The sequence below is a fragment of the Armatimonadia bacterium genome, assembly GCA_039679385.1.
Lineage (GTDB): Bacteria > Armatimonadota > Zipacnadia > Zipacnadales > JABUFB01 > JAJFTQ01.
In genome coordinates this window covers 1-25,475 of sequence record JBDKVB010000077.1, presented here as the reverse complement: position 1 = coordinate 25,475, position 25,475 = coordinate 1, and the positions used below count along the sequence as shown (strand labels likewise).

The 25,475-nt window shown below is 65.2% G+C and carries 21 protein-coding genes; 17 read left to right on the top strand and 4 right to left on the bottom strand.

The window, feature by feature from the left end; genetic code table 11:
- Positions 1-524 (top strand): HEAT repeat domain-containing protein (locus ABFE16_09630; GenBank protein ID MEN6345559.1); only part of this gene is annotated, 524 nt, incomplete at its 5' end.
- Between the two features lie 170 nt (positions 525-694).
- Positions 695-2,062: a sulfatase gene (locus tag ABFE16_09625; GenBank protein MEN6345558.1), complete on the top strand. Its 1,368-nt coding sequence runs from the start codon at positions 695-697 to the stop codon at positions 2,060-2,062.
- A 76-nt stretch (positions 2,063-2,138) separates the two neighbouring features.
- Here the strand turns inward: ABFE16_09625 and ABFE16_09620 are convergent, their stop codons facing one another.
- Positions 2,139-3,263, bottom strand: a complete 1,125-nt coding sequence (locus tag ABFE16_09620) for a trypsin-like peptidase domain-containing protein (protein MEN6345557.1) — start codon at positions 3,261-3,263, stop codon at positions 2,139-2,141.
- A gap of 87 nt (positions 3,264-3,350) precedes the next feature.
- Here ABFE16_09620 and ABFE16_09615 point away from each other — a divergent pair, with 87 nt between their 5' ends.
- The gene (locus ABFE16_09615; GenBank protein ID MEN6345556.1) at positions 3,351-4,181 is read left to right on the top strand and encodes a sugar phosphate isomerase/epimerase family protein; all 831 of its coding nucleotides are present in this window, start codon (positions 3,351-3,353) and stop codon (positions 4,179-4,181) included.
- A 76-nt stretch (positions 4,182-4,257) separates the two neighbouring features.
- Positions 4,258-7,524: a hypothetical protein gene (locus tag ABFE16_09610; protein ID MEN6345555.1), complete on the top strand. Its 3,267-nt coding sequence runs from the start codon at positions 4,258-4,260 to the stop codon at positions 7,522-7,524.
- A 36-nt stretch (positions 7,525-7,560) separates the two neighbouring features.
- On the opposite strand, the gene ABFE16_09605 is transcribed toward ABFE16_09610, so the two are convergent.
- Positions 7,561-7,899, bottom strand: a complete 339-nt coding sequence (locus tag ABFE16_09605; GenBank protein MEN6345554.1) for a cupin domain-containing protein — start codon at positions 7,897-7,899, stop codon at positions 7,561-7,563.
- 122 nt (positions 7,900-8,021) lie between these two features.
- Entirely contained in the window at positions 8,022-9,917 is a 1,896-nt protein-coding gene (locus ABFE16_09600) for a hypothetical protein (GenBank protein ID MEN6345553.1), read from the bottom strand.
- Positions 9,918-10,283: 366 nt separating this feature from the next.
- Between ABFE16_09600 and pyrF the strand changes: the two genes are divergently transcribed.
- The 13 genes from pyrF to ABFE16_09535 all read left to right on the top strand — a co-directional run bounded on the left by pyrF (position 10,284) and on the right by ABFE16_09535 (position 23,698).
- Positions 10,284-11,207, top strand: coding sequence for an orotidine-5'-phosphate decarboxylase (gene pyrF, locus ABFE16_09595; GenBank protein ID MEN6345552.1), 924 nt, complete (start codon positions 10,284-10,286; stop codon positions 11,205-11,207).
- 87 nt (positions 11,208-11,294) lie between these two features.
- Complete coding sequence (pyrB, locus tag ABFE16_09590; GenBank protein MEN6345551.1) at positions 11,295-12,458, top strand: aspartate carbamoyltransferase; 1,164 nt, start codon at positions 11,295-11,297, stop codon at positions 12,456-12,458.
- Positions 12,459-12,569: 111 nt separating this feature from the next.
- The gene (locus ABFE16_09585) at positions 12,570-13,073 is read left to right on the top strand and encodes a DUF4365 domain-containing protein (GenBank protein MEN6345550.1); all 504 of its coding nucleotides are present in this window, start codon (positions 12,570-12,572) and stop codon (positions 13,071-13,073) included.
- The gene (locus ABFE16_09580) at positions 13,073-14,230 is read left to right on the top strand and encodes a hypothetical protein (protein MEN6345549.1); all 1,158 of its coding nucleotides are present in this window, start codon (positions 13,073-13,075) and stop codon (positions 14,228-14,230) included. Before ABFE16_09585 ends, ABFE16_09580 begins: the two co-directional genes overlap by 1 nt.
- A 50-nt stretch (positions 14,231-14,280) precedes the next feature.
- Positions 14,281-15,528 (top strand): argininosuccinate synthase, encoded by a 1,248-nt coding sequence (gene argG, locus ABFE16_09575; GenBank protein ID MEN6345548.1) that lies wholly within the window; start codon positions 14,281-14,283, stop codon positions 15,526-15,528.
- Positions 15,529-15,594: 66 nt separating this feature from the next.
- Entirely contained in the window at positions 15,595-15,978 is a 384-nt protein-coding gene (locus ABFE16_09570; GenBank protein MEN6345547.1) for a hypothetical protein, read from the top strand.
- 76 nt (positions 15,979-16,054) lie between these two features.
- Entirely contained in the window at positions 16,055-16,585 is a 531-nt protein-coding gene (locus ABFE16_09565; GenBank protein MEN6345546.1) for a ferritin family protein, read from the top strand.
- 120 nt (positions 16,586-16,705) lie between these two features.
- The gene (locus ABFE16_09560) at positions 16,706-17,890 is read left to right on the top strand and encodes a trypsin-like peptidase domain-containing protein (GenBank protein ID MEN6345545.1); all 1,185 of its coding nucleotides are present in this window, start codon (positions 16,706-16,708) and stop codon (positions 17,888-17,890) included.
- Positions 17,891-17,961: 71 nt separating this feature from the next.
- Positions 17,962-19,485, top strand: a complete 1,524-nt coding sequence (gene argH, locus ABFE16_09555) for an argininosuccinate lyase (protein MEN6345544.1) — start codon at positions 17,962-17,964, stop codon at positions 19,483-19,485.
- A 72-nt stretch (positions 19,486-19,557) separates the two neighbouring features.
- Positions 19,558-20,352 carry a dihydroorotate dehydrogenase electron transfer subunit gene (locus ABFE16_09550; protein MEN6345543.1) on the top strand — a complete coding sequence of 265 codons (795 nt, stop codon included), beginning with the start codon at positions 19,558-19,560 and terminating at the stop codon, positions 20,350-20,352.
- Between the two features lie 57 nt (positions 20,353-20,409).
- A complete protein-coding gene (locus ABFE16_09545) occupies positions 20,410-21,357 on the top strand; it encodes a dihydroorotate dehydrogenase (GenBank protein MEN6345542.1) in 948 nt (315 codons plus the stop codon).
- 42 nt (positions 21,358-21,399) lie between these two features.
- Positions 21,400-22,467 carry a hypothetical protein gene (locus ABFE16_09540; GenBank protein ID MEN6345541.1) on the top strand — a complete coding sequence of 356 codons (1,068 nt, stop codon included), beginning with the start codon at positions 21,400-21,402 and terminating at the stop codon, positions 22,465-22,467.
- Between the two features lie 79 nt (positions 22,468-22,546).
- Positions 22,547-23,698, top strand: a complete 1,152-nt coding sequence (locus ABFE16_09535; protein ID MEN6345540.1) for a hypothetical protein — start codon at positions 22,547-22,549, stop codon at positions 23,696-23,698.
- 148 nt (positions 23,699-23,846) lie between these two features.
- On the opposite strand, the gene ABFE16_09530 is transcribed toward ABFE16_09535, so the two are convergent.
- The coding region (locus ABFE16_09530) for a hypothetical protein (GenBank protein ID MEN6345539.1) at positions 23,847-25,475 on the bottom strand (1,629 nt) is incomplete at its 5' end.

Here is a 25,475-nt window from a genome sequence, read left to right as displayed (position 1 = left end):
CCCAGGGCCTTGGCTATCTGGGCGATGAACGAGCCGCTGGTCCACTCGCGGCGGCTCTCAGTGACTCCGACACCCAGGTGCGACGACGCGCTGCCGCAGCCCTGGTCACCACTCCGGCGAAGACCGCACAGGCAGCTCTCACCCGGACGGCCACCAAAGACAAGGACGCTACGGTCCGCCGCTTTGCCGTCGAGGCCCTCGGTTGGATCGGCGATGCCAGCGCGATTGGTCCCCTGGCCGCAGCGACCTTCGACAAGTCCGCCGAGGTTCGGCAGGAGGCTGCCACCCAACTGGGCCGCCTGAAGAGCCCCGACGGTCTGCAGGCTCTCCTTGAGCTGTTCAAGGACCCCGACGAGGACGTGCGCTGGGCCGCTGTGCAGGCTGTCGCCGAGATGCGTGACAAGCGCGCGACGAAGGCCCTGGTCGTAGCTCTCGACGATCCTGTTGCCCAGGTCTCCAACGCCGCGGAGCGCGGACTGCAGAACCTGGGGATCGCCAAGCAGCGCATCCCGGGCATGAACTAGCTCAGCCGCCGCAAAGCTGCTTCAACCACAGGGCCTTCTCGTCACGGGAAGGCCCTGTTTGCGTGTAGGAGTCTGAGCGCAGGGCGGGGAAGTCGCCGGGGACGGCCTGGGCAGGCCGCCATGAGGCTCAGACCGTCTGACGAGAGATGCCACCAGTCTGGGAGCAACCCATGAACCTAATCGTCATCGTCGCCGATACCTGTCGCCAGGACCACCTCGGCTGCTACGGCAACGAGTGGATGCACACGGAGAACCTGGATGCCCTCGCCGAGGAGTCAGTGATCTTTGAGAGTTGTTATACCGCCTCCTTCCCCACAGTACCTCACCGCGCCGACTGCTTTCTGGGCCGCTACGGATTCCCCTGCTACGGATGGGGGCCGCTGCCGAGGCAGTGGCCAACGCTCGCCGAGACCCTCACCGGCGCCGGCTACGTGACCCAGCTCATCCACGACACCCCGCATTTCAGCCGCCGCGGGTTCAACTACGAGCGCGGCTTTCAGGGCTGGCGCTGGATTCGCGGCCAGGAGTCGGACTGCGAGTTCACCCGGGCCAACGATAGCGTGGAGTTCGAGTGGTCCGTCGACAAGGACCGCTACGACGAAGACCTCATGCCCGTGCACAGGCTACAGCGTCTCGATCATCCCGGCGAGATGGGCCACCATGCTCCCCGGGTAGCGATGGATGCCTGCCGCTGGCTGGAGATGAACCACAAGGCCGACCGGTTCTTCCTGTGGGTCGATATGTTCGATCCCCATGAGCCCTGGGACGCGCCGGATTGCTTCACCGAGCTGTACTTCCCGGGCTCGCCGCAGGGACAGAAGGTGCGTCATCCGCGCTATGACTTCACGGACTTCCTCACCCCGGAGGAGCTGGAGTGGAGCCACGCGGCCTACTGCGGTGAGTTGACGCTCGTCGACAAGTGGATCGGCGCAATCCTGCGCAAGGTCGGGGACCTGGGACTGCTGGAGGACACGGCGATCGTGTTCACCTCGGACCATGGGTTCCTGTTGGGTGAGCATGGGCGGATTGGCAAGCACGCGGTGCAGGGAGGTCCGTGGCCCTTGTACGAGGAGGTCGTGCGGGTCCCGCTGCTGGTGCGGCTGCCCGATGGTCCACGAGGCGACCGCAAGCAGCAGTTGGTGCAGCCTGTGGACCTGTGCCCGACTTTGCTCGAACTGGCCGAGGTGCCCGTGTCCCGGCATGTGCAGGGCAGGAGCCTGGTCCCGATCCTGGACGGCAAGCCGGTTCGTCTGCGGGAGATCGCCATGAGCTCGGGATGCATCGCGGACCGCGCCCATCTCAGCACTCGGGCCACCATCACCCACGAAGAGGGCTGGTCGCTGATTCTGGGAAGCCTCGACCAGAAGCCCGAGCTGTACTACCTTCCCGCCGACCCCGAGCAGGCGGAGGACCGGTACGAGGACGACAGGCTGATGGCGCTGGAACTGGCGGCCATGTTCCGCTCAGCCCTGAGCTTCCTGGGTGCGGAGCAGGCCGTGGTGGACCAGTGGAAGTGCCTCGGCGGGGAGAACGGCTAGCCGAAGTGTCGGCTTGATCCCGCGTCAGGGTGTTGTGCACGGAGGCCCTGACGCGGGAGTACCTACTCGGCGGCGACTACAGGAGACCCTTCATCTGCACGTTCGCGGGTCGCTCGCCGATGGTGATCTCGGCGGAATAGCGCTGCCCGTTGCGCTGAAGAAGCACGGTGACCTTCGTGCCGATCGGCGTCTTCTGGATCAACTCCGATAACCTGGCGCGGTCCGTGAGCTGCTGACTGCCCCACTTGAGGAGCACATCGCCCGGCTGGATCTGTGCCCGGTGCGCCGGGCCGTTCCTCACCAGGTTGTAGACGAAGACCCCGGAGCGCTCCGCGACTCCCAGACGCTCCCATTGGTCCTTGCGGAGCTCGCGAGACATGAGGCCGATCCACGGTCGCTGGATCTTGCCGTCACGGATCAGCGCCTCCGTCACCGTCTTCACCACGGAACTGGGGATGGCGAAGCACACGCCGTCGTAGCCGCCGCCCTCGCTGGCGATGGCCGTGTTGATCCCGACCAACTCGCCATCGAGGTTCACCAGAGCGCCGCCGCTGTTGCCGGGATTAATGGCGGCATCGGTCTGGATGAAGTCTTCGTAGTCGGTGATGCCGATGTTGCGCCGGCCCAGGGCGCTGACGATCCCCTGGGTAACGGTCTGTGCCAGCCCCAGCGGGGAGCCGACGGCGATCACCCACTCCCCTACCCGCAGCCTTCCCGAGTCACCCAGCGAGACCGTCGCGAGGTTGGTGGCGTCGATCTTGATCACCGCGAGGTCGGTGAAGGGGTCCTGTCCCACCAGCGTGGCCGGGTACTCGACCTCCGAGGCCAGCTTCACCGTGTTCTCCTGCGCGCCCTGGATGACATGGCAGTTGGTGACGATGTAGCCGTCCGGCCGCAGGATCACTCCTGAGCCGAGGCTCTGCACCTCCCGGGACGGCTCAACCATGTCGAGAAACTCCGGGAAGAAGTCGCGGAACAGGGAGGAGCTGGGGAGACGTCGTCCGGGCTCCACTCGTGTCGAGGAGATGTTCACCACCGCCGGGGTGACATGAGCGGCGACTTCGGCGAAGGCCGCACTCAGCGACTTGGCCACGAGCAGCGCCGGGCTCTGAACCGGGGCCTCAGCCTGAGCGACGCCCAGCACGACAACACTCAGCATGACGGCACACAACAGCACGTATACGCCTCTTGCGACTGACATCCTGTGACAGCCTCCTGAGCTTCTGGGACTGTTGGGGTTGGCCGAGGGCAGAAGGGAAAGGCTCCGCGACTCGCGAAGTGCCGCCCCATGAAAACAACACGCCCGCTTGGTGTAAGTACTTCGCTCTTTGCCGGTCGTCTCGGCCCCGACTGCCCCGAATCCTCTCTCTCCATCCTATCCGGCGGACCGATCCGCCACGTCGAGTACTTCTGCGCCGACTCCAACCGCCGCTACTACGATGACGCCCATATTGCTTTGACCCGCGAAGTCCTGGTCAGTGGCGGAATCACCGCCTGGAGCGTCCACGCACCCTTCGACCGCACCGACGTCTCCCAGCTCGATGACGCAGGCCGTGCCGAGTCTTGCGCCCATGTGGTGCGAGCGATGGAGGTGGCGGTGAAGCTCGAAGCCGGCATCGTCGTGCTCCACGGCAGCCAGGAGCCCATTACCGACGACCAGCGCCCCCAGCGGCTGGCGAACTGCGGCGAGAGCCTCCACCGGCTCTGTGACGAGGCCGAGGCTCGCGGGCTAACCCTCGCCTGTGAGTTGCTTCCGCGAACCTGCCTGGGCAACCGCACGGCGGAGATGCTCGACCTGATCGAGGCCACCGGCGGACGCCTCCGGGTCTGCTATGACGTCAACCACATCACCTTGTATGAAGACGTTCGAGAGTCCCTGCGCGTTCTGGGCAACAAGCTCGCGACGTTGCACATCTCCGACCACGACGGCATCGACGAGCGGCACTGGATCCCGGGACGCGGGATCGTCAACTGGCAGGACTTCGTCGCCGGCCTGGACGACATCGGCTACACGGGCTGCCTGATGCACGAGGCCGTAGACAGCAACGTCGATCTCGCTGCGAACCTCGCGCTGATTGAGCAGGCCGCCCGTGAGCACCTGGCCTGGACGGGCGAGTAGCCGGCGACAAGGCTCAGCCAACCTGTACCCGCGAACCCGAGGGCCGAACCTGCCCCGCCACAAGGGAGTGGAGCTCATGCAGACGCAGACCCGTCGCCGGAGTGCTCCTGCGGCGTCACTCATCAAGAGTCTGGGCCTGGGGCTCCTGCTCCTTCTGGCCGGGCAGGTCACGGCCCAGAGCCTGACCAGGGATTACACGCCCGTCTACGACTTCGTCGACAATCTCGCGAACGCCATGCAGAGCGGGAAGATGAAGGCCGCCGGAACTGCGGCCAGTGTCGGCGGCGTCGGACGGCCTGCCCTCAGTCAGCACCCCGACAGCCCCGGAGAGCCGCTGGTCAAGGCTGAGTATGCGGACGTGCAGCTACCCACCCTTGCGGGTGGTGAGCGCCTGGCGCTGCGCTTCTCCCTCGGCATCCGCGACGGCTTCTCCCCCGCCGAGAACCCGATCTTCGACGGTTGCGAGTTCCTGCTGTTGCTCAACGGCAAGGAAGCCTTCCGCAAGGTCTGGAACCAGCAGAAGTGGCAGGACGAAGTGCTCGACCTCGGGGCCTTCGCCAGTCAGAAGATCACGATTGCCTTCGAGATGTCGCCGCGCTCCAACCCCGCCTATGACTGGGCCGTCTGGGGCGAGCCGAACCTGCGCATCGAAGGGAGGGCCTCCGAGATCGCCATCGCCAAGATCCCCTTCCTCAAGCTCTCTGCTCTCGACGCCACCAGGCTCCCGTCGCGTGTCGTGATGCATGAGGAGTCCGCTGCGGCGGCCACGGTCGTGCTGGCCATGGACCGCGACCTGGACCTGTCCGCCCAGCTTCGCGACCTCTGCGGTGAAGTGAAGCTGCCTGTGCCACTCGCGCCCGAACTGGTTGTCGGCGAGGGCGAAGACCCGGGCAACCACACGCTGGTGAAGGTCCTCGATGGGTACGGGATCGCCCGGGTGCAGTTCCTGGCCTATGGTCCTGAAGTGATGGGCGGCGTGCAGGTCGAAGGCGGTGACTCCCACAGTCTCGGGCCTTGCATCGTCGCTGCGCCCCTTAGCTCGACGCAGGTCCGACAGGTGAGAGTCTTCGACCGCAGCGGCGCCCTGTTAGGAGAGTTCGAGCCGGACGCTCGTCTGCAGCCGCCCTATTTGATCGCAATGGGCGACTTCCTCGGGAATCACCCCGGCGACGAGGTGGCGGTCACCAGCCGCTACGGGCTGAAGGAGGCGCCCTGTGAGGTGCTGGTGTATGACACCGGCGGCAGCCTCCTGAGCACCTACCGCGTCCGGGGTGAGGTGCCGGCGGGTCCGCGGGCGATGAGTGCCGCCCGGGACGCTCTCGGGGCACGCCTGGTCCTCACACTGCCGCAGCAGAAGCGTGCGGCGATCCTCGATCCGTCGGCAGTCTTCGATCCGGCCACGAACGAAGGTCGCTGGCGTGACGTGCCGCCCTTGCCCGAGGGTGGTGCGGCATACCTCTCGGCCACGGCGACGGATACCTTCCTGGTGACCGGCCCTGAGAAGGAGCTATCGACCATCTGGAGTGTGGCCCCGGACGGTCGCGTCGAGCAACTCAACGTCGGCCGACGCGAGAACCTGTTCTACCTCGAGGGCTACGTTGCCGACGATCCGGCGGTTGGCGAAGGGCAGTACGTGAAGCGCGGCCGGTTCCGGCATATCCGCACCGACCTGTCTACACCGGCGGCCGGTGACCCGGCGCTGTGTGAGCGCGACCCGGAGGCTGTGGGTGGCCCCGACTTCCTCCAGCGCCATCTTGCGACCCTCGACGGCTACGAGAAGGAACTCCCGAGCACCTGGGAGCCCTGCTTCACCCACCGGATGATGAAGGGCTCTTTCAAGGCCTGGCATGACGTGATCGACCCCGAGACGAAGCTGCCTCGCTACCTGGCGCTGACCCGCAAGGACAACCCGGTGGACTACGGCGAGTTCGACACCTCCGGGTTCAACGCCTCGACCTACGCCTTCGGGATTCCGGGGCTGGAGAACCTGTATATCCGTCCCCTGCGGACCTTCCTGCACAATCTTGCGCCTCGCTTCCGAAGCAATCCGGAGCACTTCGTCCAGGTCGAGCCCAATCACGAGCATGAGATCGCCGTCGAGAGGGACGGAACCGTGGGCGATTACAACCCGCGGATGATCGAGGGCTTCTACCAGTACCTGCGGAGTCTCTACGGCGGCGACAAGTCCTCGCTGAACCGCGAGTTCGGCACGCCCTTCGCGGAGTACTTCGACGCACCGCGCCAATCCGGACGAGGCGCCTGGGATGAGACCTCTGCCGACAACCCCTTCTTCCGCCAGTGGGTCGCCTACAACCGCTACGTCGTGACGCGGCGAGTGGCCCAGACTTTCCGTGAGGCGCTGCTGGCCGGGTTCCCGCCGGAGTCGATCGCCTGCCACCAGATCCCGGACCTGTACGCGATTGGCGATACGAAGGCTTTCAGCAAGGTGGTCTCCAGGATCACGCCGGTGGACTACATGCTGAACGCCGGCGTGGGTTACGGATTCACTCGATACGGTGTGTGGTACAAGAAGGACCACGATGCACTGCAGGACGCCCATCGCAGCGGCTTCGACATGATCAGCATCGGTGAGTACCAGGCCCTGCACCCCGATGCAGAGGTCGCCTACCAGCAACTCCGCTTCATCTTCGAGAACGGCGGCTACGGCGTCCACTGCATGAACTGGCCGGCGGGGTATGACAAGGGCTACAACCTCGCGATGACCGCTGCGGCGAAGCGGCTCGTGGAGAAGGAAGCGCCTCGTCCCGGGATGACCGGCGGCGTCGGGCAGGTGCGCTCAGTGGGCATGGGAGATCAGGCCTTCCACATCGCCTGCCTGGGTACCGGGCCGGACCACACAGGTCTGCTCAAGAGCCTGCGCAAGGACGGCTCCTGGGAAGGCTCGGTGTATGTGGTGCCCTTCCATGCGCACGTGGAGGTGGAGCGCCTGCCGGTGAAGGCGCAGCAGGTCGGTGCCGGTCAGCCGGTCACGATCGGGCCGCTGGAGGGGCTGGACTCGGGTAGTCAGGTCGAGGTGAGCTTCTGGGCCCAGGCACCGGCGGAGACGAAGCTAACACTCCGCATCGAGCGTGACCGCCAGCCTCTGCCCGGGATGGCAGATGCCGTGACCGTCGGGACACAGTGGCGGTTCTACCGCTTCGTTCTGCGGGTGCAGTTGCCCGTGGACAAGACCGGGCTGGTGCTGACCACCGACGGAGCCCAGGTGTCGCTGCGAGACCTCACCGTGACGCGCCAGACCGAGAAGACGCCCAAGCTGACCACGGGCGAACTCGACGGCCAGGCACACCGGGGCGCCGTGACCTTCGATGTTCTGTCCCGGTAGGGGCTCTGGCGCAGTCGGGCTCTCGCAGGCGGAGCCTTACTTGAGGTCGATCTTGTCGGTGGGCACGTAAGGACACTTGATGAAGATCAGGCGAGTGTCGCTGTCGCCGTCGTTGAGGATGTCGTGCGCCTCGCCGGGCGAGAGCTTGAAGACGTCACCGGGCTTCACGCGGTGGGACTGTCCGTCGACGACCATCTGCGGCGTCCCGGTCTCGAAGTAGAAGGTCTCCTCGACCTGCTCATGCTTGTGGGGGCCGAGTGACTGGCCGGGCTTGAAAACGATGACGCCCCACTCGTGATGAGGACCGCGGAAGAGGTACTTGGGTCCGTGGTCACCGTGACGGAACTCCAGGTCGTGCTCGTTCACCTGCTCCATGACGTATGCCCCCTTACGGGTCCTTGTCGGCTGGTGCGAAAGAGCCCTCGCCTGCGACAGGAAGCGTCACGAAGCGAGGGCTCAAGGTAGACCGAAATGGTGTTCCGTCCAGACGTCCGCTGCTATCCGCCGGCACCCTGGGTGCGGACAGTCAGCATCTTCTTCGCAGCCTCCCCGGCTTCGGGCGATACCAGCAGGTCACGAACCCCGTACCAGTCCAGCCCGCGATTGCTGGGCCGCCATCCGCCCCGGTCGCTCTGCAACTGACCGGCGGCGCGCAGGCATTCGAGGGCGACGTCCGGCAAGCTATCCTGCCACTGGTTGCCCTGGATGCCGCGAGAGCTCTGGATGATCTCCGAGATGCGCTGGCTGGCGGCGTCATACTGCCGCGATCCCTGGCGCATGTAGCGGCTCAGGAACTGGTCGACCCGAGCCGGTCGCAGCCGCAGGAAGGTTGGCTGATCCAGGGGGCGCAGGAAGGAGATCAGGTCCATGGCCTCCTTCACCATGGCGGCATCCTGCTTCTTGGTGGTCGCGCGCTCCTGGGGTGTGCTCTGACCGCCGCTGACGCCCGGAGGAACCCGGAAGTCGACCATCGCTGCTTGATCCGGATAGAAGACGTGCCGCAGGGCCTCGACCAGGGGCACCATCGCCTCGTTGAGCGAGTCGTCCTCCTTCTGGATGGCGGCCTCCAACTGCCACAGGACGGCCCGCCACTGATCGTTGACCGGCTTGCCCGTGACCAGGACCGGGAGGACGTTGGTGAGTTGCTTCACGGCCGTGGTCATGATCTGCTCTTTGGCAGCTTTGCGCTTGTCCACTTCCTGCCTGGCTGCCGTGCAGATCTGGGATGCCTGGGCGAGCTGCTGCGGGTCCAGGCGCAGGCTGTTGAACATCGAGACCCACTGGGCCGTGGCAAGTGCCTTCTGCAGGTCATCCAGCGTCGGCTCCTCCTCCGGCGGCAGGGGCCTGGCCTCGGGCGTCCCGTAGAGGTTCAGGTACTCAGGCGTCCGGCTGTCCTTGATCCAGCGCTGGAAGGCCTCGTAGGTGATCGCCCGCTGCGGCACGTCGCTGGTGATGCCCAGGTACTGCTGGATCTGGGCTGGGAACTGCGGCAGCGCGGCGGCCAGTTGCTGATCGTTCATGTTGGCGGCCTGGTCGAGGATCCCCAGGATCCCCTGCTTGACCTGCGTGAACTGCGGGGATCGCGAGTCTGCAAGCTTGGCCGCAGCCCGGTCGGCCTCCAGGGCGCGGATCGCCACGTACTCATCGGGCATCAGGTAGCGGTGCGAGGCGATGACGCCGGTGAGGTACTCGCCGAAGGTCGAGGCACCGTCGTAGTTCGCCCTGGCCTGCTCGCGCGCGGTGGCTTCATCAGCAGACTCGACAAGGTTCCTCTGATCTGGGGTGAGGTTCTGGACGACGGTGGCTGCGGTGGACTGGGTCAGCGTCTGCTCCTGAGCAGTCTGGCCCTGGGCCTTCTTCGCAGCGTCGTCGGCCACAGCCGTCAACTGCGGAGCGGGCTCGCGACCCATCATCCACTGGTCGATCACGGCCTGGACCGTGGTCCCGGCGGTCTTCCAGGTATCGGCGCGAAGCTTCTTGCCCTGGGTGACGACGGTCTGCAGGCCCGTCAGGGGCTCCGCAATCCGCTTCGCCTGGTCGGGGTTGATGCCGAGCTGCGTAGTCTTCCACAGAACCCAGGTGTCACGCCAGAGCTGCTCGGGCGTGGCCGGCTTTGCAGCAGTTACCTCCTGCGGTGGCGGCTGAACCGGGCCCGTCGCCGTCGGGGCAGTGGTTGTGCCCTGCACAGGGGCTCCCGTCGTTCCAGCGGCCGGCGCTTGAGTGGCTGGCGGAGGTGTCGTGGGTGCCCCGGTACCGGGCGTCTGAGTGCCGCCCGGCGGAGGTGGTAGGGTCGGGGCTGTCGTGGTGCCGCCGGCGGCAGGCTGTGCAAGGGCGTAGCTGCACAGCAGGGCGAGTAACAAGGGGAAGGCGAGACGCATCGGGCCGTTCTTCATGGCTGACACCGCCCTGTAGCATAGAATTACGATAGACCTGGGAGGCTTGACAGGGAAAAGGCGAACTCTCCGCGTTGCTGCTACGAAGTCTATCACCGGCTTGCCGGCCGGTCAATTCGTAGCCAACCACTCGGCTCTCCCCGCCCGAGAGTATACCCCCGGCGAGGCCCCTTCCGGCTAGTAAGACGCCCAGTTGGGCCACGAAGTTTCCGGCGGAGGGCGCCGCAACTCCGAGGCGTCGCAGAAGTCCTTCAGAAGGCCCAGAGAGCGGCGTCTCTGCCCCTCTGAGGGATTTTGACAGCCCGTAAGGGCAGAATGTATAATCGCCCCACGTAACTACCGCGCACACCCCGGGAAGCCAGGGCCATGGACAGCTACGCCGACCGCCTTCATCGTGCCGTGCTGGACAAATCCAGTCGTGTCTGCGTGGGCCTGGATCCACGGATTGAGTCGCTGCCCGGCGCGCTCCGCACAAGTGCCCAGAAGGGCGCTGTGGAGGCAGCAGAGGCCTACCTGTCCTTCTGCTGCAGCATCATCGAGGCCGTTGCCGACCTGGCCCCGGTGGTGAAGCCGCAGGCGGCCTTCTTCGAGGCTCTAGGGGCTGCGGGCTATGCGGCTCTGTGGGAGGTCATCGCCTGCGCCAGGGCCCACGGATTGCTGGTAATCCTGGATGCCAAGCGTGGCGATATCGGCTCGACGGCTGCGGCCTACGCGCAGGCCTACTTCGAGCCCCAGGACGGGTATCCGGGCGTCGATGCACTGACCGTGAACGGCTATCTGGGCAGCGATGGTGTGCAGCCCTTCATTGACGCCGCCTCTCGCACCGGCGGCGGCCTGTATGTGCTGGTGAAGACTTCGAATCCCTCGTCAGGCGAGATCCAGGACCTGTCGGTGGAGACCACCGGCGGCTGGCGGCTTACCTATCAGGAGATGGCGCGGCTTGTGGCGACCTGGGGACGTGACCTGGTGGGCGAAAGCGGGTACTCCTCCGTCGGCGCTGTGGTGGGAGCCACCTACCCGGACCAGCTCGTGGAGCTGCGCGAGGCCTTCCCGAAGGTGCCCTTCCTGGTACCCGGCTATGGGGCGCAGGGCGGCGGAGCAGAGGATGTAGTCGGTGGTTTTGGTGATCGGGGCCTCGGAGCCGTGGTGAACTCCTCACGGGGCATCCTCTTCGCTTACCAGGCCGAGCCCTACAGCTCACGATTCTCACCCGCACAGTTCGCTGAGGCCGCTGCTGCCGCGACGGCCGATATGCGGGATGACCTCAACAGGGCCCTCGGCCTCAGTTAGCTCCTTGCCGAGGTCGTGGACGCAAGCCGGTGCAACTGCACCGTCCGTTTTTTTCCGCCAGTAACCACTTCGCAGGGAGGTGCGTGGGTGTCTCTCGCCGGACGCAGCCTCATATCACTCAAAGACCTCACGACCGCCGAGATCCTGTATGTTCTCGACGTGGCAGGAAAGATGGCCACGGCTATTGGCTTCGATGATCCCTCCCGGCGCACACCTGTACGGCCGCTGGATCGGATTCTCGCCAGCCTGTTCTTCGAGCCCAGCACCCGGACTCGCCTCTCCTTCGATTCTGCGATGCTGCGACTGGGTGGCCAGGTCCTGGGCTTCGCCGACCCGTCGGCCAGTTCGGTGCAGAAGGGCGAGACCCTGGCCGATACCATCCGCATGGCCGCAGGCTACAGTGACATCATTGTTATCCGGCATCCGCGAGCCGGTGCGGCTCGTGTCGCTGCGGAGAGCGCCTCCGTTCCCGTCATCAATGCGGGCGACGGGCCGCACGAGCACCCGACGCAGACCTTGACCGACCTGTTCTGCATCCAGCGCAACCGGGGCACTCTCTCCGGGCTGCGTGTCGGCCTGTGCGGCGACCTCAAGTACGGCCGCACGGTTCATTCACTGGGGCCGATCATGGCACGCTTCGGCTCCGACATCGTCTGCGTATCACCGCCGGAGTTGCGGATGCCGGCGGAGTTCATGGACGGCATCGCCCAGATCGGCGGCAAGCGACCCACCGAGCTGCACAGCCTGGAGGAAGCGCTGCCGAATCTGGATATCCTCTACATGACACGTGTCCAGCGCGAACGCTTCGACTCGCCCGAGGAGTATGAGCGGGTTCGCGGCTGCTTCATCCTCACACCGGAGTTGATGGCGCTGGCCCCCGAGGATTCGCTGGTCCTGCATCCGCTGCCCCGGGTGGATGAGATCAGCACCGCAGTGGACGAGGACCCGCGGGCCAAGTACTTCGAGCAGGCAGCCGGCGGTGTTCCGATACGCATGGCGCTGATTGCTGCACTCCTGGGTGTTAACGAGAGGGGGCATGCGAAAGGCTCGTTCCGGCTTGACGCCGGCGAGTCTGGAAGGCCTCAGGAGGCAGAACCCGCGGAGCCCGACAGGCAACCGGTGGAGAGGGTCGTTCCCGGTGTGCGCTGCAGCAACCCCAAGTGCGTCGTCAGCACAGAGAGCTATCTTGAGCCACTGGTGTACGAGCATGACGGGGGTCTGCGCTGCGCCTACTGCGAGCAGATCGTCTAGGCGGCCCAGGCCAGAACCCGCGTTGCGCGCAGACAGTCAATCCAAACCAACAGCCGCCCTGCGCGGCGTGCCCTAGACGATTGCTCTCGTGGGGGACCCGGTGCTCGGGAGGTGCCGGCTACGGACATCAACGAACAGGGCCAGCAGTTCAGCTTCGCCTACGTCCGGGCCGTCGCTTCGGTTGCGGGGTGCAGTGTCACGCGGCCGGAGGTTGACGATGACAGCGTCGACCTGAGCTTCTCACGGAAGGGCGGCAACGGGCCTGTTACGTCGCCCCGGCTTGAGGCACAGGCCAAGCACTGGCGCAGGGGACCCTTCGGCACGGAAGGCGCTTCATACCCTCTAAAGGTCAAGAACTACGACGAACTTCGCGACCCCAACATGATGGTGCCGCGGATCCTGATTGTGGTGCTTGTGCCCAAGACGCCAGAAGCTTGGCTAACGTGCAACGACGAGGATCTGGTGCTAAGGCACACCGCTGTCTGGACGTCACTGGAGGGAATGCCTGAGTCGCCCAACGACTACACGGTAAGCGTACCCCTTGACCCGTCTCAGCGGTTCACGCCTCAAGCGCTCACCATGCTCCTAGACCAGATCGGCTCCGGAGGTGCGTGATGAGAGCCACAATCCGAGACCCTCAGACGCTTGTCACGATCGCTCCGCTTGAGCTTGCTCTGTACCTGCGCTCCACGGGGTGGCGGCAGGAGAGCCAGGTGAGGGACAAGTTCTCAACCTGGGTCACGTGCGAGCCCGGCGCCAAGCACGAGCTCGCATTGCCCCTCCGACAGGACTTTCGTGACTACGCGTTCCGCATTGCCGACGTGCTGTCCGCACTTGAGGAGAAGGAAGCGCGCTCGCAACTGGAGATAGTCAGGGACTTGCAGGAGACACTCGCAGATGTCCTGCGCGTTCGGGCTCGATGGCCTGAGACGGCTGATGGCAGTGTTCCCATCGACAGGGCGGTCAACCTCGTCACCTACGCGCGCGACATGATGATGGCTGCCGCTTGCGCCGCGGTGGGGCCGAGGGCCTATTTCCAGACGCGGAAGCCGGCCCAGGCAGCGCAGTACGTCGACAGACTGCGAATGGGCCAGACCGAGCGGGGTAGCTTCGTGATCACAGTGGTCTCCAAGGTCTCACCGGTGCTGTCTGCCGCCGAGGCCGGCCACCTCTTCCCTGACATGGATGAGCCCTTCGAGCGGAAGGTCACAACTACGCTCGCCCAGGCCCTCACCGCTACCAGGGAGGCGACGGTGCAGGCAGCTTCCCAGGGCTCTGCGGACTCTTTCCTCGAGGCCGTGGAAAGGGGAGTTAGCGCAAACCTGTGCGACTCGCTGGTTGGGATGAGTCAGGCCAACGAGGACCACGGCGACCTAACAATCAGCTTCTCATGGTCGCGTACTCGTCCTCTGCGCGAGCCAGTAGCGTCGCAGGTTGAGTTCTCAGCCGACACGATGCCCGTCATCGAAGAGGCGGGCCGTGTGCTACGCGGCACACTCCCACGTGAGGAGTTCGAAGTGGTTGGCCTGGTCACAAATCTGGCGCGGGGTCCAGAGGCATCATCGGGTGTCGTGTCGGTGTTGGCCTTTGTTGACGACAAGCCCCGCAAGGTCAAGATGGAGCTGTCAGAAGGTGCCTATGCGAAGGCCGTGTACGCGCATGGCGAACGGAAGGCAGTCACGTGTTGCGGCGAGTTGGTGAAGGAGGGCGGTGCCTTCAGGCTCCAGAACCCTCGCGGGTTCAGCATTCAGGACGAGGACTCTGATGACTGATAGCAGTCTGGCCGGGGCGAGGCCCCGGCATTCTAGGAGGAGAATCTACGATGGATCTTTCCGGCAAGTACACCCTCGAAATCCCGAAAGTGAAGAAATGCGCTGTCGCCTATTCCGGCGGCCTTGACTCCGCTCTCGCCCTCAAGCTCCTCACCGAGTTCTACGGTGCCGACGAGGTTCTGGCCTGCACCGTCAACGTCGGCCTGTCCGACGAAGAGATCGCAATGTGCAAGTCCAAGGCCGAGCTGCTGGGCGTGCCCTGGCACTTCATGGACGCCGAGAAGGAGTTCGTCAGCGAGTTCCTCACCAAGGCAATCAAGGCCAACTCCAGCTACGAAGGCTACCCGGTCGCGACTTCCATGACCCGGCAGCTCATCGCCCGCAAGGTCGCTGAGTTCGCCGTCGAGCAGGGCTGCGACGCCATCTGCGAAGGCTCCACCGGCAAGGGCAATGACCAGTACCGGATGCACAACGTCTTCTCGCTCTTCGCCCCGGATCTGACCGTCGTCGTCCCGGTCCGCGACTTCAACTTCAACCGCGAAGAGGAGAAGGAACTCTCCAAGAAGTATGGCATCCCCTTCAAGGCAGGCATCGGCGACGACCTGACCATGTGGTGCCGCTCCATCGGCTCCGGCGAGGTCTCCAACCTGAGCATGCGCATCCCGCAGGACGAGTACCTCTGGTACAAGTACCCGGAGAACGCCGCGGCTCAGCCCCACGTCATGGAGATCGAGTTCAAGGAGGGCCTCCCGGTCTGCTGCGACGGGATCACCGACCTGGCAGAGATCGTCCATTACCTCAACAAGCTCGGCGGCCAGCACGCAATCGGCAAGATCGACATGTTCGAGGATGGCCTCATCGCCCTCAAGAGCCGCGAAGTCTACGAGGCGCCGGCGGCGACGATCCTGCTTGCCCTCCACAAGGACTGCGAGCAGCTCTGCCTCACCAAGGAAGAGATCCAGTTCAAGCCGCAGGTCGAGCGCCAGTGGGCTTACATGGTCTATCATGGCGGTTGGTATCACCCGGTCAAGAACGCCTGCGACGCCTTCATCGACGCCACCCAGTGGGCGGTCAACGGCAAGTACAAGGTCCAGCTCTACCGCGGGACCATCGACATCCTGAGCCGCGAGTCCGACACTCGCCTGTTCCGGCCTGAGCTGCGCGCCATCGTTGAGCGGGCGAAGGAGCCGGGCGAGGTCCGGATCGTCTGGGATCAGCAGGAATCCGGTCCGGCAGTCAAGATCCACGGGTTCCAGTACCAGATCCTGGGACATCGCGGCATGCCCTACGTCAAGTAGGCAGCTCCTTCAGGCAGTGCCGGCCTGGGACCGTCGCGAGTAGTGGGCGATGAGAGGAGGAGTCCCGTGAGCGCGTCAGACACGCCGCTGCAGTCACTGCCTTTTCGCACGACCACGGAGCAGTGCGATCCACGCTATGCCCCGGACCTTCGGATATCCATATCCGAGGTCCGGGGCTCTTGTCGTACCCTCAAGCCGGGCGAACGGTTCGTGGTCTTCGGACGCTACTGGCTCAAGTCGGAAGACATCGCCTGGCTGGCGCTTTCCGGCATCGGCCGTTCCACCGGCCTACTCCAGGTTTTGACGCTCGGCGAGGGCAGTTTTGAGCTGACCGCTGAGATTCTGGAAGTCAGCGAGGGCCAGGAGAATACGCTGGACCTCGTCATGCTCGGTCCAGGGGAAGCCGACCTGGGCGTACACACCCGCATCCTTCTCTTGCCGCCTGCCTGAGGCGACAGTCTCTGCCGGTCACCGTTCCGCTCCATCCCAGGGAACGCCGTTCCCGAACCGATTGGAGGAGGTTTCGATGGCTGAGGATGTCCTGGTCATTCTGCAACAGGCACTCGCAAAGGAAGAGGACCGACGCAGCTACTACGAAGATGCTGCCCAGCGTGCAGCTAACCCTCTGGCGCAGCAGACCTTCACCTTCCTGGCCCAAGAAGAAGACAAGCACGCCGAGTACATCCAGCAGTTCTACGAGCAGATGAAGGCTGGACAAGGCTGGCCCGATGCCTCGGAGTGCAGCGAAGAGTGCAAGCTCGAGGCCGCCCAGGTGAAGGAGATCTTCACCAATGCGCGCGACGCCATTGCCGGCGAGGTCACCAGCGACACCGACCTGACCGACGCCTATGACCTCGCGATGCAGGGCGAGCGCGACAGCATCGAGTTCTACAAGGCCCAACTGGCCGCCGCCGCGGATCCGGGGGCAAAGCTCTTCTACAAGGCGCTCGTCGATTCCGAGCGCGGACACCTGCAGCTCCTCGTGAAGACCCAGGAGTTCCTCGACGATACCGAAAGCTGGTACTTCGAAGAGGAACAGTGGGGCGTCACAGGATAGAGGCGCTCGCGAATCGGCACAGGCGTGTGGCCCTGAGAGGCGTTGACCCAGGGCGTATCTTGGTGTCTGTCGACAACCGATGACGCAGCATCCTCTGAAGCCCCGACGGGAGGCAGGACAATGAGCACTCGCATCTACGCCCTTGCGATCATCACCCTTATCTTGTCCTTGTCATGTCTGGCCTTCGCCGAAGACAACGAGCTCAAATCCTTCGGCAGTGGCTTCCTCGTGGACGCCCGCGGGTACGTCCTCACCAATGAGCACGTCGTACACCGCGCCAAGACCGTGCAGATCGTCCTCGCGGAGAAAGAGAAGCTGCCGGCTACGGTTCTGGCCGCCGACGAGGACCACGATCTCGCGCTGCTCAAGGTTGAGACGGACAAGCCACTACCCTCTGTGCACATCGGCACCTCGGCCGAGGTGAAGCGTCAGCAAGCGGTGCTGGCCATCGGCTTCCCCTTCGGCGAGAAGTCCGTGACCTCCACCAGCGGCCGGATCGTGTCGCTGCGGCAGGAGGGCTCCGATCAGGTTCTGGTGGTCGATGCCGTGGTCAACCCGGGGAACAGTGGCGGCCCGCTCCTCAATGACCGGGGTGAGGCCATCGGCGTCGTCACCTCCCTGTTGCTGGCCAACGTGGGCGGGACTCGGGTGAAGGCCGGCGAGATCTACGCCACACCGATCAGCTTCGCCATGCCCCTGCTGGCGGCGATCCCAGGCTTCGACTGGACTTCGGTGGGCAGGGCGAAGGACCGTCTCGAGATGGACGCCCTTGATGCCGCTGCTGCGCCCGCAGTGGTGCAGATCATGTCCGACCGCGTCGAGCCCGGCACCATCGAAGGGGCCTCAGGTGGTGAGACCTCTTCCTTTGGCGAGAACGCTCTGTCGCTGATCCGCTCCTACATGGACCGGATGGACCTCAAGTATGAGGTGGACACTTCTGGCGACTGGCCTGTGCTGAACTGCCCGGTGAAGATGGACAACGCGACCCACCAGCTTCACATCGTCATCGACACGAAGACGCAGCTTGTCTATCTGTTCCTCAACCGCTATCTGGTGGCTCCGCAGAACAGCCGGACTCTTCCGCGCGTGCTGCGGACCCTCATGGAGCGCAACTGGGACCTGAACATCGGCAAGTTCGAGTGGGATAAGAGCGATGGCGAGGTGCGGCTGTCCTACACCTTCACCACCGAAAACGGCGTCGGCTTTGAGGCCTTCGAGGCCATCGTCCTGACCCTCGTCGGCACGGGCGACCGGCTCTATCCCGACCTCAAGAAGGTCGTCGACGGCAAGCCCGCCAACGAATAGCTGCGCGTACTCAACACACGACCGGCGACCCAGGTCGCGGCGTCATTGACTACCGAAGGAACCGGCACGACATGGCAGACCACAAATCCTCCAAGCTCTGGGGCGGACGCTTCTCCGCCGAGATGGCCGACATCGCCCTCGATTTCTCCGAATCCACTGCTGCCGACGGGCGGATGGTGGCCGAGGACATCTGGGGCAGCCAGGCCCACGCAATCATGCTCACCCGCTGCGGGATCATCGCCGAGGAAGACCTGCGCGAGATCCTGCGCTGGCTGGAGAAGGCCAAGTCGGCCTGGGAAGACGGCACCTTTGAGCTCAAGCGCGAGCTCGAAGACGTGCATATGAATGTCGAGACCTACCTGCGCACCGGTGCCGGACCCGAGATGGGCGGTCGCCTGCATACCGCTCGCTCGCGGAATGACCAGGTGGTCACCGACTGCAAACTCCACACTCGCGGGCGAATTCTCGACCTGCGCGAGGCGCTCCTTGACCTGCGTGAGGCGCTGCTCAAGCGTGCCGAGGGTCATGAGGAAGCCGTCATGCCCGGCTACACCCACACTCAGCATGCGCAGCCGGTTTCCGTGGCCTTCTGGCTTACCGGTCACGCCTCGGGTCTGGCCCGGGATGATCAGCGCCTGGCCGATGCCTACCGGCGTGTCAACCTCAGCCCGCTCGGAGCAGCCGCCCTGGCAGGCACCTCTTTCCCGACCGACCGCAGGCTCTCTGCTTGGCTCTTGGGCTTCGACGGCGTCCAGGAGCACAGCCTCGACTGCGTCGGCACTCGCGACTTCGTGGCCGAGACCATCTGCGCCCTGGCGATCCTCATGTCCAACCTGTCCAAGATCGCCGAGGAGTTCGTCCTGTGGTCCACCTACGAGTACCGGATGCTGGAGATCGACGACGCGTACTCCTCCGGCTCCAGTATCATGCCGCAGAAAAAGAACCCCTGCATCGCCGAGCTCACGCGCGGCAAGGTGGGGATCGTCTACGGCCGCCTGATGCAGATTCTCACGCTCATGAAGGCGCTGCCCAGTGGCTACAACCGCGACCTGCAGGAGGACAAGCCGCCTCTGTGGGAGGCCTTCGATAGCACCGAGATGTGCCTGCGGGCCGTCACCGAGATGGTCAAGACCGTCACCTTCAGGCTTGACCGGATGCGCGAGCTGGTGGGCCTGAACTTCGCCACCGCCACCGAGCTTGCGAACTACTTGGTCCGCGACCGCGGCCTGCCCTTCCGCACCTGCCACGAGATCGTCGGCTCGCTGGTCGGCACACTTGTGGCTGAGGGCAAGAACCTCGACGACCATCTCCGCGTGCAGCAGCTTCTGGCGGAGCACGGCCAGGAACTGACCGAGGAGGAGATCGTGGCGGTCATCGAGCCGCTGAACTGCCTCAAGCGGCAGGTTAGCCTGGGCAGCACCGGCCCGGACTCGGTACGCGCCATGATGACCAACCTCGGCGAGGGTCTGCGGACTTCCCGTGCCGAGACCGTCGCCGTGCGCGACCACATCGACGATGCTTATGCGCAGACCATGCGCCTAGTAGAGGCAGTCCTGGCGGGCCAGTCCCTGAAGGACCAGCCCGGCCTGGACTGAGGAATCACCGGAACCCGGCACCTCGGTTTGGCCCTGCAAGGCGCCGGCTCCCAGAGAGGCAGGCCCGTCCCCATGACCTCACAACAAGCACCGGTGACTCGCTGTGATCGGGTAGCGCCCGGGCATCACCTCCTGGAGCTGGACTGTCCGGCGATCGCCACAACAGCCCGTCCGGGGCAGTTCGTCCATGTGCGCGTCACGGGCACCTTTGACCCGCTCCTGCGGCGGCCCATCAGCCTTCTGCTGTGCGACAAGCACCGTGGCCATATCCAGATTCTGGTGCGCACCGTGGGGCGTGGCACCGATGTGCTGGGCCATGTCGCACCGGGCAACGTGCTGGACCTGATGGGACCTCTGGGCAACGGCTTCCCGCTTCCCGAGGCGGGCCAGACTCCGCTCCTGGTTGCCGGCGGCGTTGGCGTCGCACCGCTGGTCTTCCTGGCCGACGTGCTCCAGAACTCTCCGGAAGGAAGCTACGTTCGCGGGCTGTTCGGCGCACGCAATGAAGACAGCCTGGTGTGCTGGGAGGAGTTCGCCGGACGCTGCGAGGAGTTCCAGGCGGTCACAGAAGACGGCAGCGTGGGCGAGCAGGGAATCGTTACCGAGTACCTTCCCGCACAACTCGACCGCGGCGACGTGGGTGTCGTCTACACCTGCGGACCCAGGCCGATGATGGCGCAGGTGGGACGGATCTGCGAGGCTGCCGGTGTGCAGTGCTGGGCCTCGCTGGAGCAGTTCATGGGCTGCGGAATCGGCGCCTGCCTGGGCTGCGCGATCGCGACTCACACCGACCCACCCAACCAGCGGGTGTGCAAGGACGGTCCGGTCTTCGACGCTCGCACCGTTGATTGGGAGAAGACCCTCTGACGTACGCACCCATTCTGCCGGTGCCCCTCAGCCGGCCACCCGGACAATGCCACTACCATGCCCACTGACCTGACCACCTACCTGGGCCCACTTGTGCTGCGCAACCCGGTGCTGACTGCCTCCGGGACCTTCGGCTTTGGCGAGGAGTACGCCGAGTTCGAGGACCTGAACCGCCTCGGCGGCGTGATGGTGAAGGGGACGACACTGCACCCGCGGGAGGGCAATCCGGCGCCGCGTATCACCGAAACGCCCGCCGGGATGCTCAACGCTATCGGTCTCCAGAACCCCGGCGTCGATGCGGTCATCGCTCACAAGCTGCCCTTTCTCAGTCGCTTCAGCACAGCGGTCATCGTGAACATCTCCGGTGAGAGCATCGAGGACTACGTGGAGATCGCCCGACGCCTGGAGACGGCGAGCCGAGACAGTGCAGATCATCCGTCGCCGATCCGCGTGGATGCCCTGGAGCTGAACATCAGTTGCCCGAACGTGAAGGTCGGCGGCATGGCTTTCGGCGTCGACCCGATTCTGACCCGCGAGCTCGTGGCGGCAGTTCGGGCCGAGACCAGGCTCCCGCTCATCACCAAGCTCTCACCCAACGTCACCGACATCGTGCAGATGGCCGAGGCAGCGGTTGAGGGCGGCACGGACATCCTCTCACTGATCAACACGCTGCTGGGGATGAGCATTGACGTGGCCCGGCGTCGACCGGTGCTGGCGAACAAGACCGGCGGGCTCTCCGGACCGGCGATTCGCCCTGTGGCGGTGCGGATGGTGTGGCAGGTTGCCGAGGCGCTGGACACTCCTATCCTGGGCATGGGTGGGATCATGTCGGCGCGGGATGCGCTCGAGTTGATCCTCGCCGGAGCCTCCGCCGTCGCCATCGGCACCGCGAACTTCGTCGAGCCACAGGCGGCCGTCAGGATCGTCGAGGACCTGCAGAAGTGGTGCGAAGCCGAGGGCGTTGCGAGTCTTCGTGAACTGGTCGGGGCCGCCCATTCGAAGTAGTCGACCCAGACCTCCACATACCGGGAAAGGGGCACGGCCCCGATGGAGCTTTTCTACAAGCCCGACTTCGACGAGACGCGCGAGCGTATGACCGCCTTCTGGAACGGCGCTACGCTGGACCGAATGCCGCTGTGGATCACGGCACCGCGTTCCAAGCCCCTTCCGGGTCCTGAGGCTCCGCCGGAGCCCGAGGACTCCTTCACCAAGTGGACCGACCAGGAGTTCCGCCTGGCGCAGGCTGAAGCGGGTTTCCGACGCACCTGGTTTGGCGGCGAATCGGTTCCGACCCTTCAGACGCATCTTGGGCCGGGGAGTCTCGCGGTCCATCTGGGCTCGGAGCCGGTATTCATGCCCCAGACGGTCTGGTACAAGCCCTGCATCGACGACCTTGCCACCGGTCCCGATCTGCAGTACGACCCGCAGGAGCGCTGGTGGCTGTGGACCCAGGAGTTCGTCGCCAAGGCCCGAGAGCGGGGCGAAGGTCGCTACGTGTTGGCCTTCCCGGACCTGATCGAGAACACCGACGCGCTGGCCAGTCTCCGCGGGTCTGAGGAGTTGCTGATCGAGCTCCTGGAGGCTCCCGAGGCCGTGCATCGCTACCAGCGCCGGCTTCTCGACCTGTACTTCCGCTACTACGACGAGTTGGGCCGCAGCTTCAACATCCCGGTGTACGGCTCAGTTTTCGTCACCTTCGGCGTCTGGGGTCCGGGTCGAGTGTGCAAGTTGCAGTGCGACATGTCCTGCATGATCTCGCCGGCGATGTTCCGCGAGTTCGTCGCGCCGTACCTGCGGTGCCAGTGCCGGCGACTCGACCACACGCTGTATCATCTGGACGGTCCGGGCGCAACCCAGCATTTGCCCGCGCTGCTGGAGATCCCGGAACTACACGGGATCCAGTGGACACCCGGCGCCGGACAGGCGGCGCTGGAGGACCCCTGCTGGCTGCCCATGTACCGTCAGGTCCTCGACGCGGGCAAGAAGCTCTTCCTGTTCGGCGTGCCACCGGCTCAGGTGAAGCCCCTGCTGGCCGAGCTCAACCGCGACCAGGTCATCATGAGCACGGGCTGCCGCACCCAGCAGGAGGCCGAGGCGCTGCTGGCCTCACTGTAAGTCCGAAGTCGGTCATGCCGCCTGATCGGTAGACGCAACGCGCGGCCTACACTCACTCTCTCGTCTGGATTGATGATCTATGAAGCCCTTTCTGCGTCCCATCAACATCCCTACCACCGAGTACGAAGCGCTGCAAGCCCTGGCGCGCGAGTGCCTTGACGGGTGCCGCCTTGTTGCCGCCGATGGGACCGTGCTGTTTCGTCCCGACGGCTCCGGCCATTACAACGCACTGTGGACTCGCGACTTCTGCTACATGGTCGAGGGTGCCGGGCACCTGATGGAACCCGCCGAGATACTGGCAGCGATTGACTACCTGCTGGCCGGGCAGCGCGAGGATGGCGTCATCCCTGACCGCCGCCAGGCCGACGGGACCTCCGTCTACATGGTAGGCGGTGCCGCCAACCCGATTGGTGCGGACGTGCCGACCGACAATGCGCAGTTCCTCATCAAGGCCGTGGCGGCCTATGTGCGACTCACCGGCGATCGCCAGGCCTTCCTCGATCGCCGCAATGCGCTCTACCGGGCCATCGACAGCGTGCCGCTTTCGGAAGACCTGTTAGTGTACGTCGACCCGAACCGGGCTCACCCGGCCTACGGCTTCACCGACTGCATCGCCAAGACCGGCAAGGAGCTTTTCACCACGCTGCTGTACTGGGAAGCTCTCCAGACGCTCGCCCAGCTCTGCGCCCGGGCCGAGTACCATGACGAGGCGCACGAATGGTACGAGCGGGCGGAGAATACCGCTCGCCGCATGGGCGACTTCTGGGACGACTCCGTGGGGATGTTCTACGCCGCCACCCAGGACTGCCACCAGATCGACCTGTGGGGAAGCCTCTACGCCGCCGTCATCCGCGCGGCCTCCAAGAGCCAGACCGCACGGGTGGCCGAGTACCTCACGCAGTGGTGGGACGAGTGCGTCTACGAGGGGCACCTGCGACATCTGCGCGCCGGGGAGTACTGGCGGCGACTGCTGATCGACGTTGCGCCGGACACCTACCAGAACGGCGGTTACTGGGCGACTCCCTCCGGCTGGCTGATTCAGACGATCGGGGTCGAGGATGACCTGGCCGCCCGGCGACTGGTTGTGACACTCCTGGAGGAGTTCACGGCTCACGGGGTGCACGAGTGGATCAGCCCGCAGGAGCGACGACTGCCCGGCTATGTGGCCAGCATCGCCAACGTCCTCGGCGCCGTGCAGCCGAGTCGCAAGCTGGAGCCGCTGAGCGACTAGCGCTTCCGCAACGACACCTCACCCCTGCCTTTGGCATCCCCTCAATGAAATGGCCTGTCAAGAGGCCGGGGTGAGGTACGCCAGGCTCACCCTCACAGCACGGTTGGGGCGCTCTGGGATGGAAAGCCCTATGGACGCCGTGTGGGCACTAGCGCCCCAGACGTTCCAGGTACGCCCGGGTGATCGCCTCGTAGTCGAGGGGTAGCTCGCTGCCTCCGAGGTCCTGTCGACGCTGCGGAGTTGGGGCCGGGCGCATCAAGTCAGGCCGCAGGACCGGTGGAGCCTTGGGTGGCTTATAGGGCCGTGGCGCTTCCGCTTTGCGCTCACGGCTCTCTTTGTCCTTGGAGTACAGTGACCGCTGCGCATCGAGCATCTTGTGCAGGATGTCGCGCTGCTGTTGGAGGGTCTGCGGGGTGATCTTGCGGCCCCGGAGGTCGTCCTCGACCTTCTGCATCTGCCCCGGCACGCCGCCCAGGCGGTCTGCCAGATTCCCGGCTCCCTGACCGCCGAGGAGCTTCTGGAGCGCCTGCCGGATCATCGCCTGCTCCATCGCCAGTTGCCCCGCATCACCCGGTCCGGAGCCTGGCATAGGCTGCTGACCCTCGGTGCCCTCTCCGGGACGGGACTGGCCCTCGCCGCCGCTCTGATTGCCCGACTGCTGGTTCAGCGCCTCCTGCCGTTGGGCCAGCTCCTCCAGCCGGCGCAGGTACTCTCGCAGCGCCATCTGCGCCGTCGTCTGGTTCATCTGGTCGGAGAGGTGCATGAGCTGCTGTGCCAGTTCGTTGAGGCCGGTCATGGCGTCCCGTTGTCGCGCGTAGGCTGCGCCGACCTGACCGGCTTCGACCTCGGAGCGTGCCCGAGCCATCTGCGAGACGAGCCTGTCTGCGGAGGCCACCAACTCCGGGCCCACGATCGGCGAGCGTCGCGATAGACGTCGCACGTTGGCGGCCAGGCCTTCGGTACCGCGTCGCACCGCCTCCTGCCCCTGCATGATCGCCGACAGCCTGAGCTTTTGCTCGGTGAGATCGGCCCGTCCCTGTTCGGCCAGCGGTCGGGTCCGCGTCAGCACCTGCTCCTGGCTGTCCGAGAGGCTGAGGGCGTCCCGCACCAGTCCGCGGGTAGCGCCGGTCAGCTCCCGTCGCTCCTGAGCGGTGAGGTCGGCGGCAGCTGCAGCCAGTCGTGCCGCTGCGTCACGAAGCGCTGCCTGGGCCTTCGCCTGGAGAGGCTGCGCCTGGCCCGGCTTGCCTCGCTGCATCTCCCCGGCAGCCTGACGCATCGCCCCGGAAGGGTCCTGTCGCTGCAGGTCCTCGGCAAGGGCCCGCAACTGCGCCGCCAGTGCTTCGTTCTCCGCCACCATCTCCTGGCCCACATCCTTGACCTGCTTCGGAAGCGGCGCAGCATCCTGCGACAGCTTCCGCTCCCGGTCGATGTCGGTCTGCGAGCGCTGCCCTTCTTGCAGCTTCTCGGTCCCTTCCTGGACGAGCTGTTGCTCCTGGGCGAGTTGACCGGCGAAGCGCTGGAGTGCTTCCAGTTGGGCCTCCAGCTTCGCCTTGCGCAGTAGCGAGAGCGTCCGGTCGAGCTTCTCCATGAAGACGCGCTGGGCCTCACGGGCTTGTTCGAGCTTGCTGCGCATCGCCGCCGGATCGACCTGCTTCAGCGCCTCCTGAACACGCTCCATCACGCGCTTGAGGTCCTCGTTCATCAGCTCGGACATGAGCTTGTGCAGCTCCTGCACCTTCTGCACCAGGTCATCACTGAGCAGCGGGCTCTCGGCCAG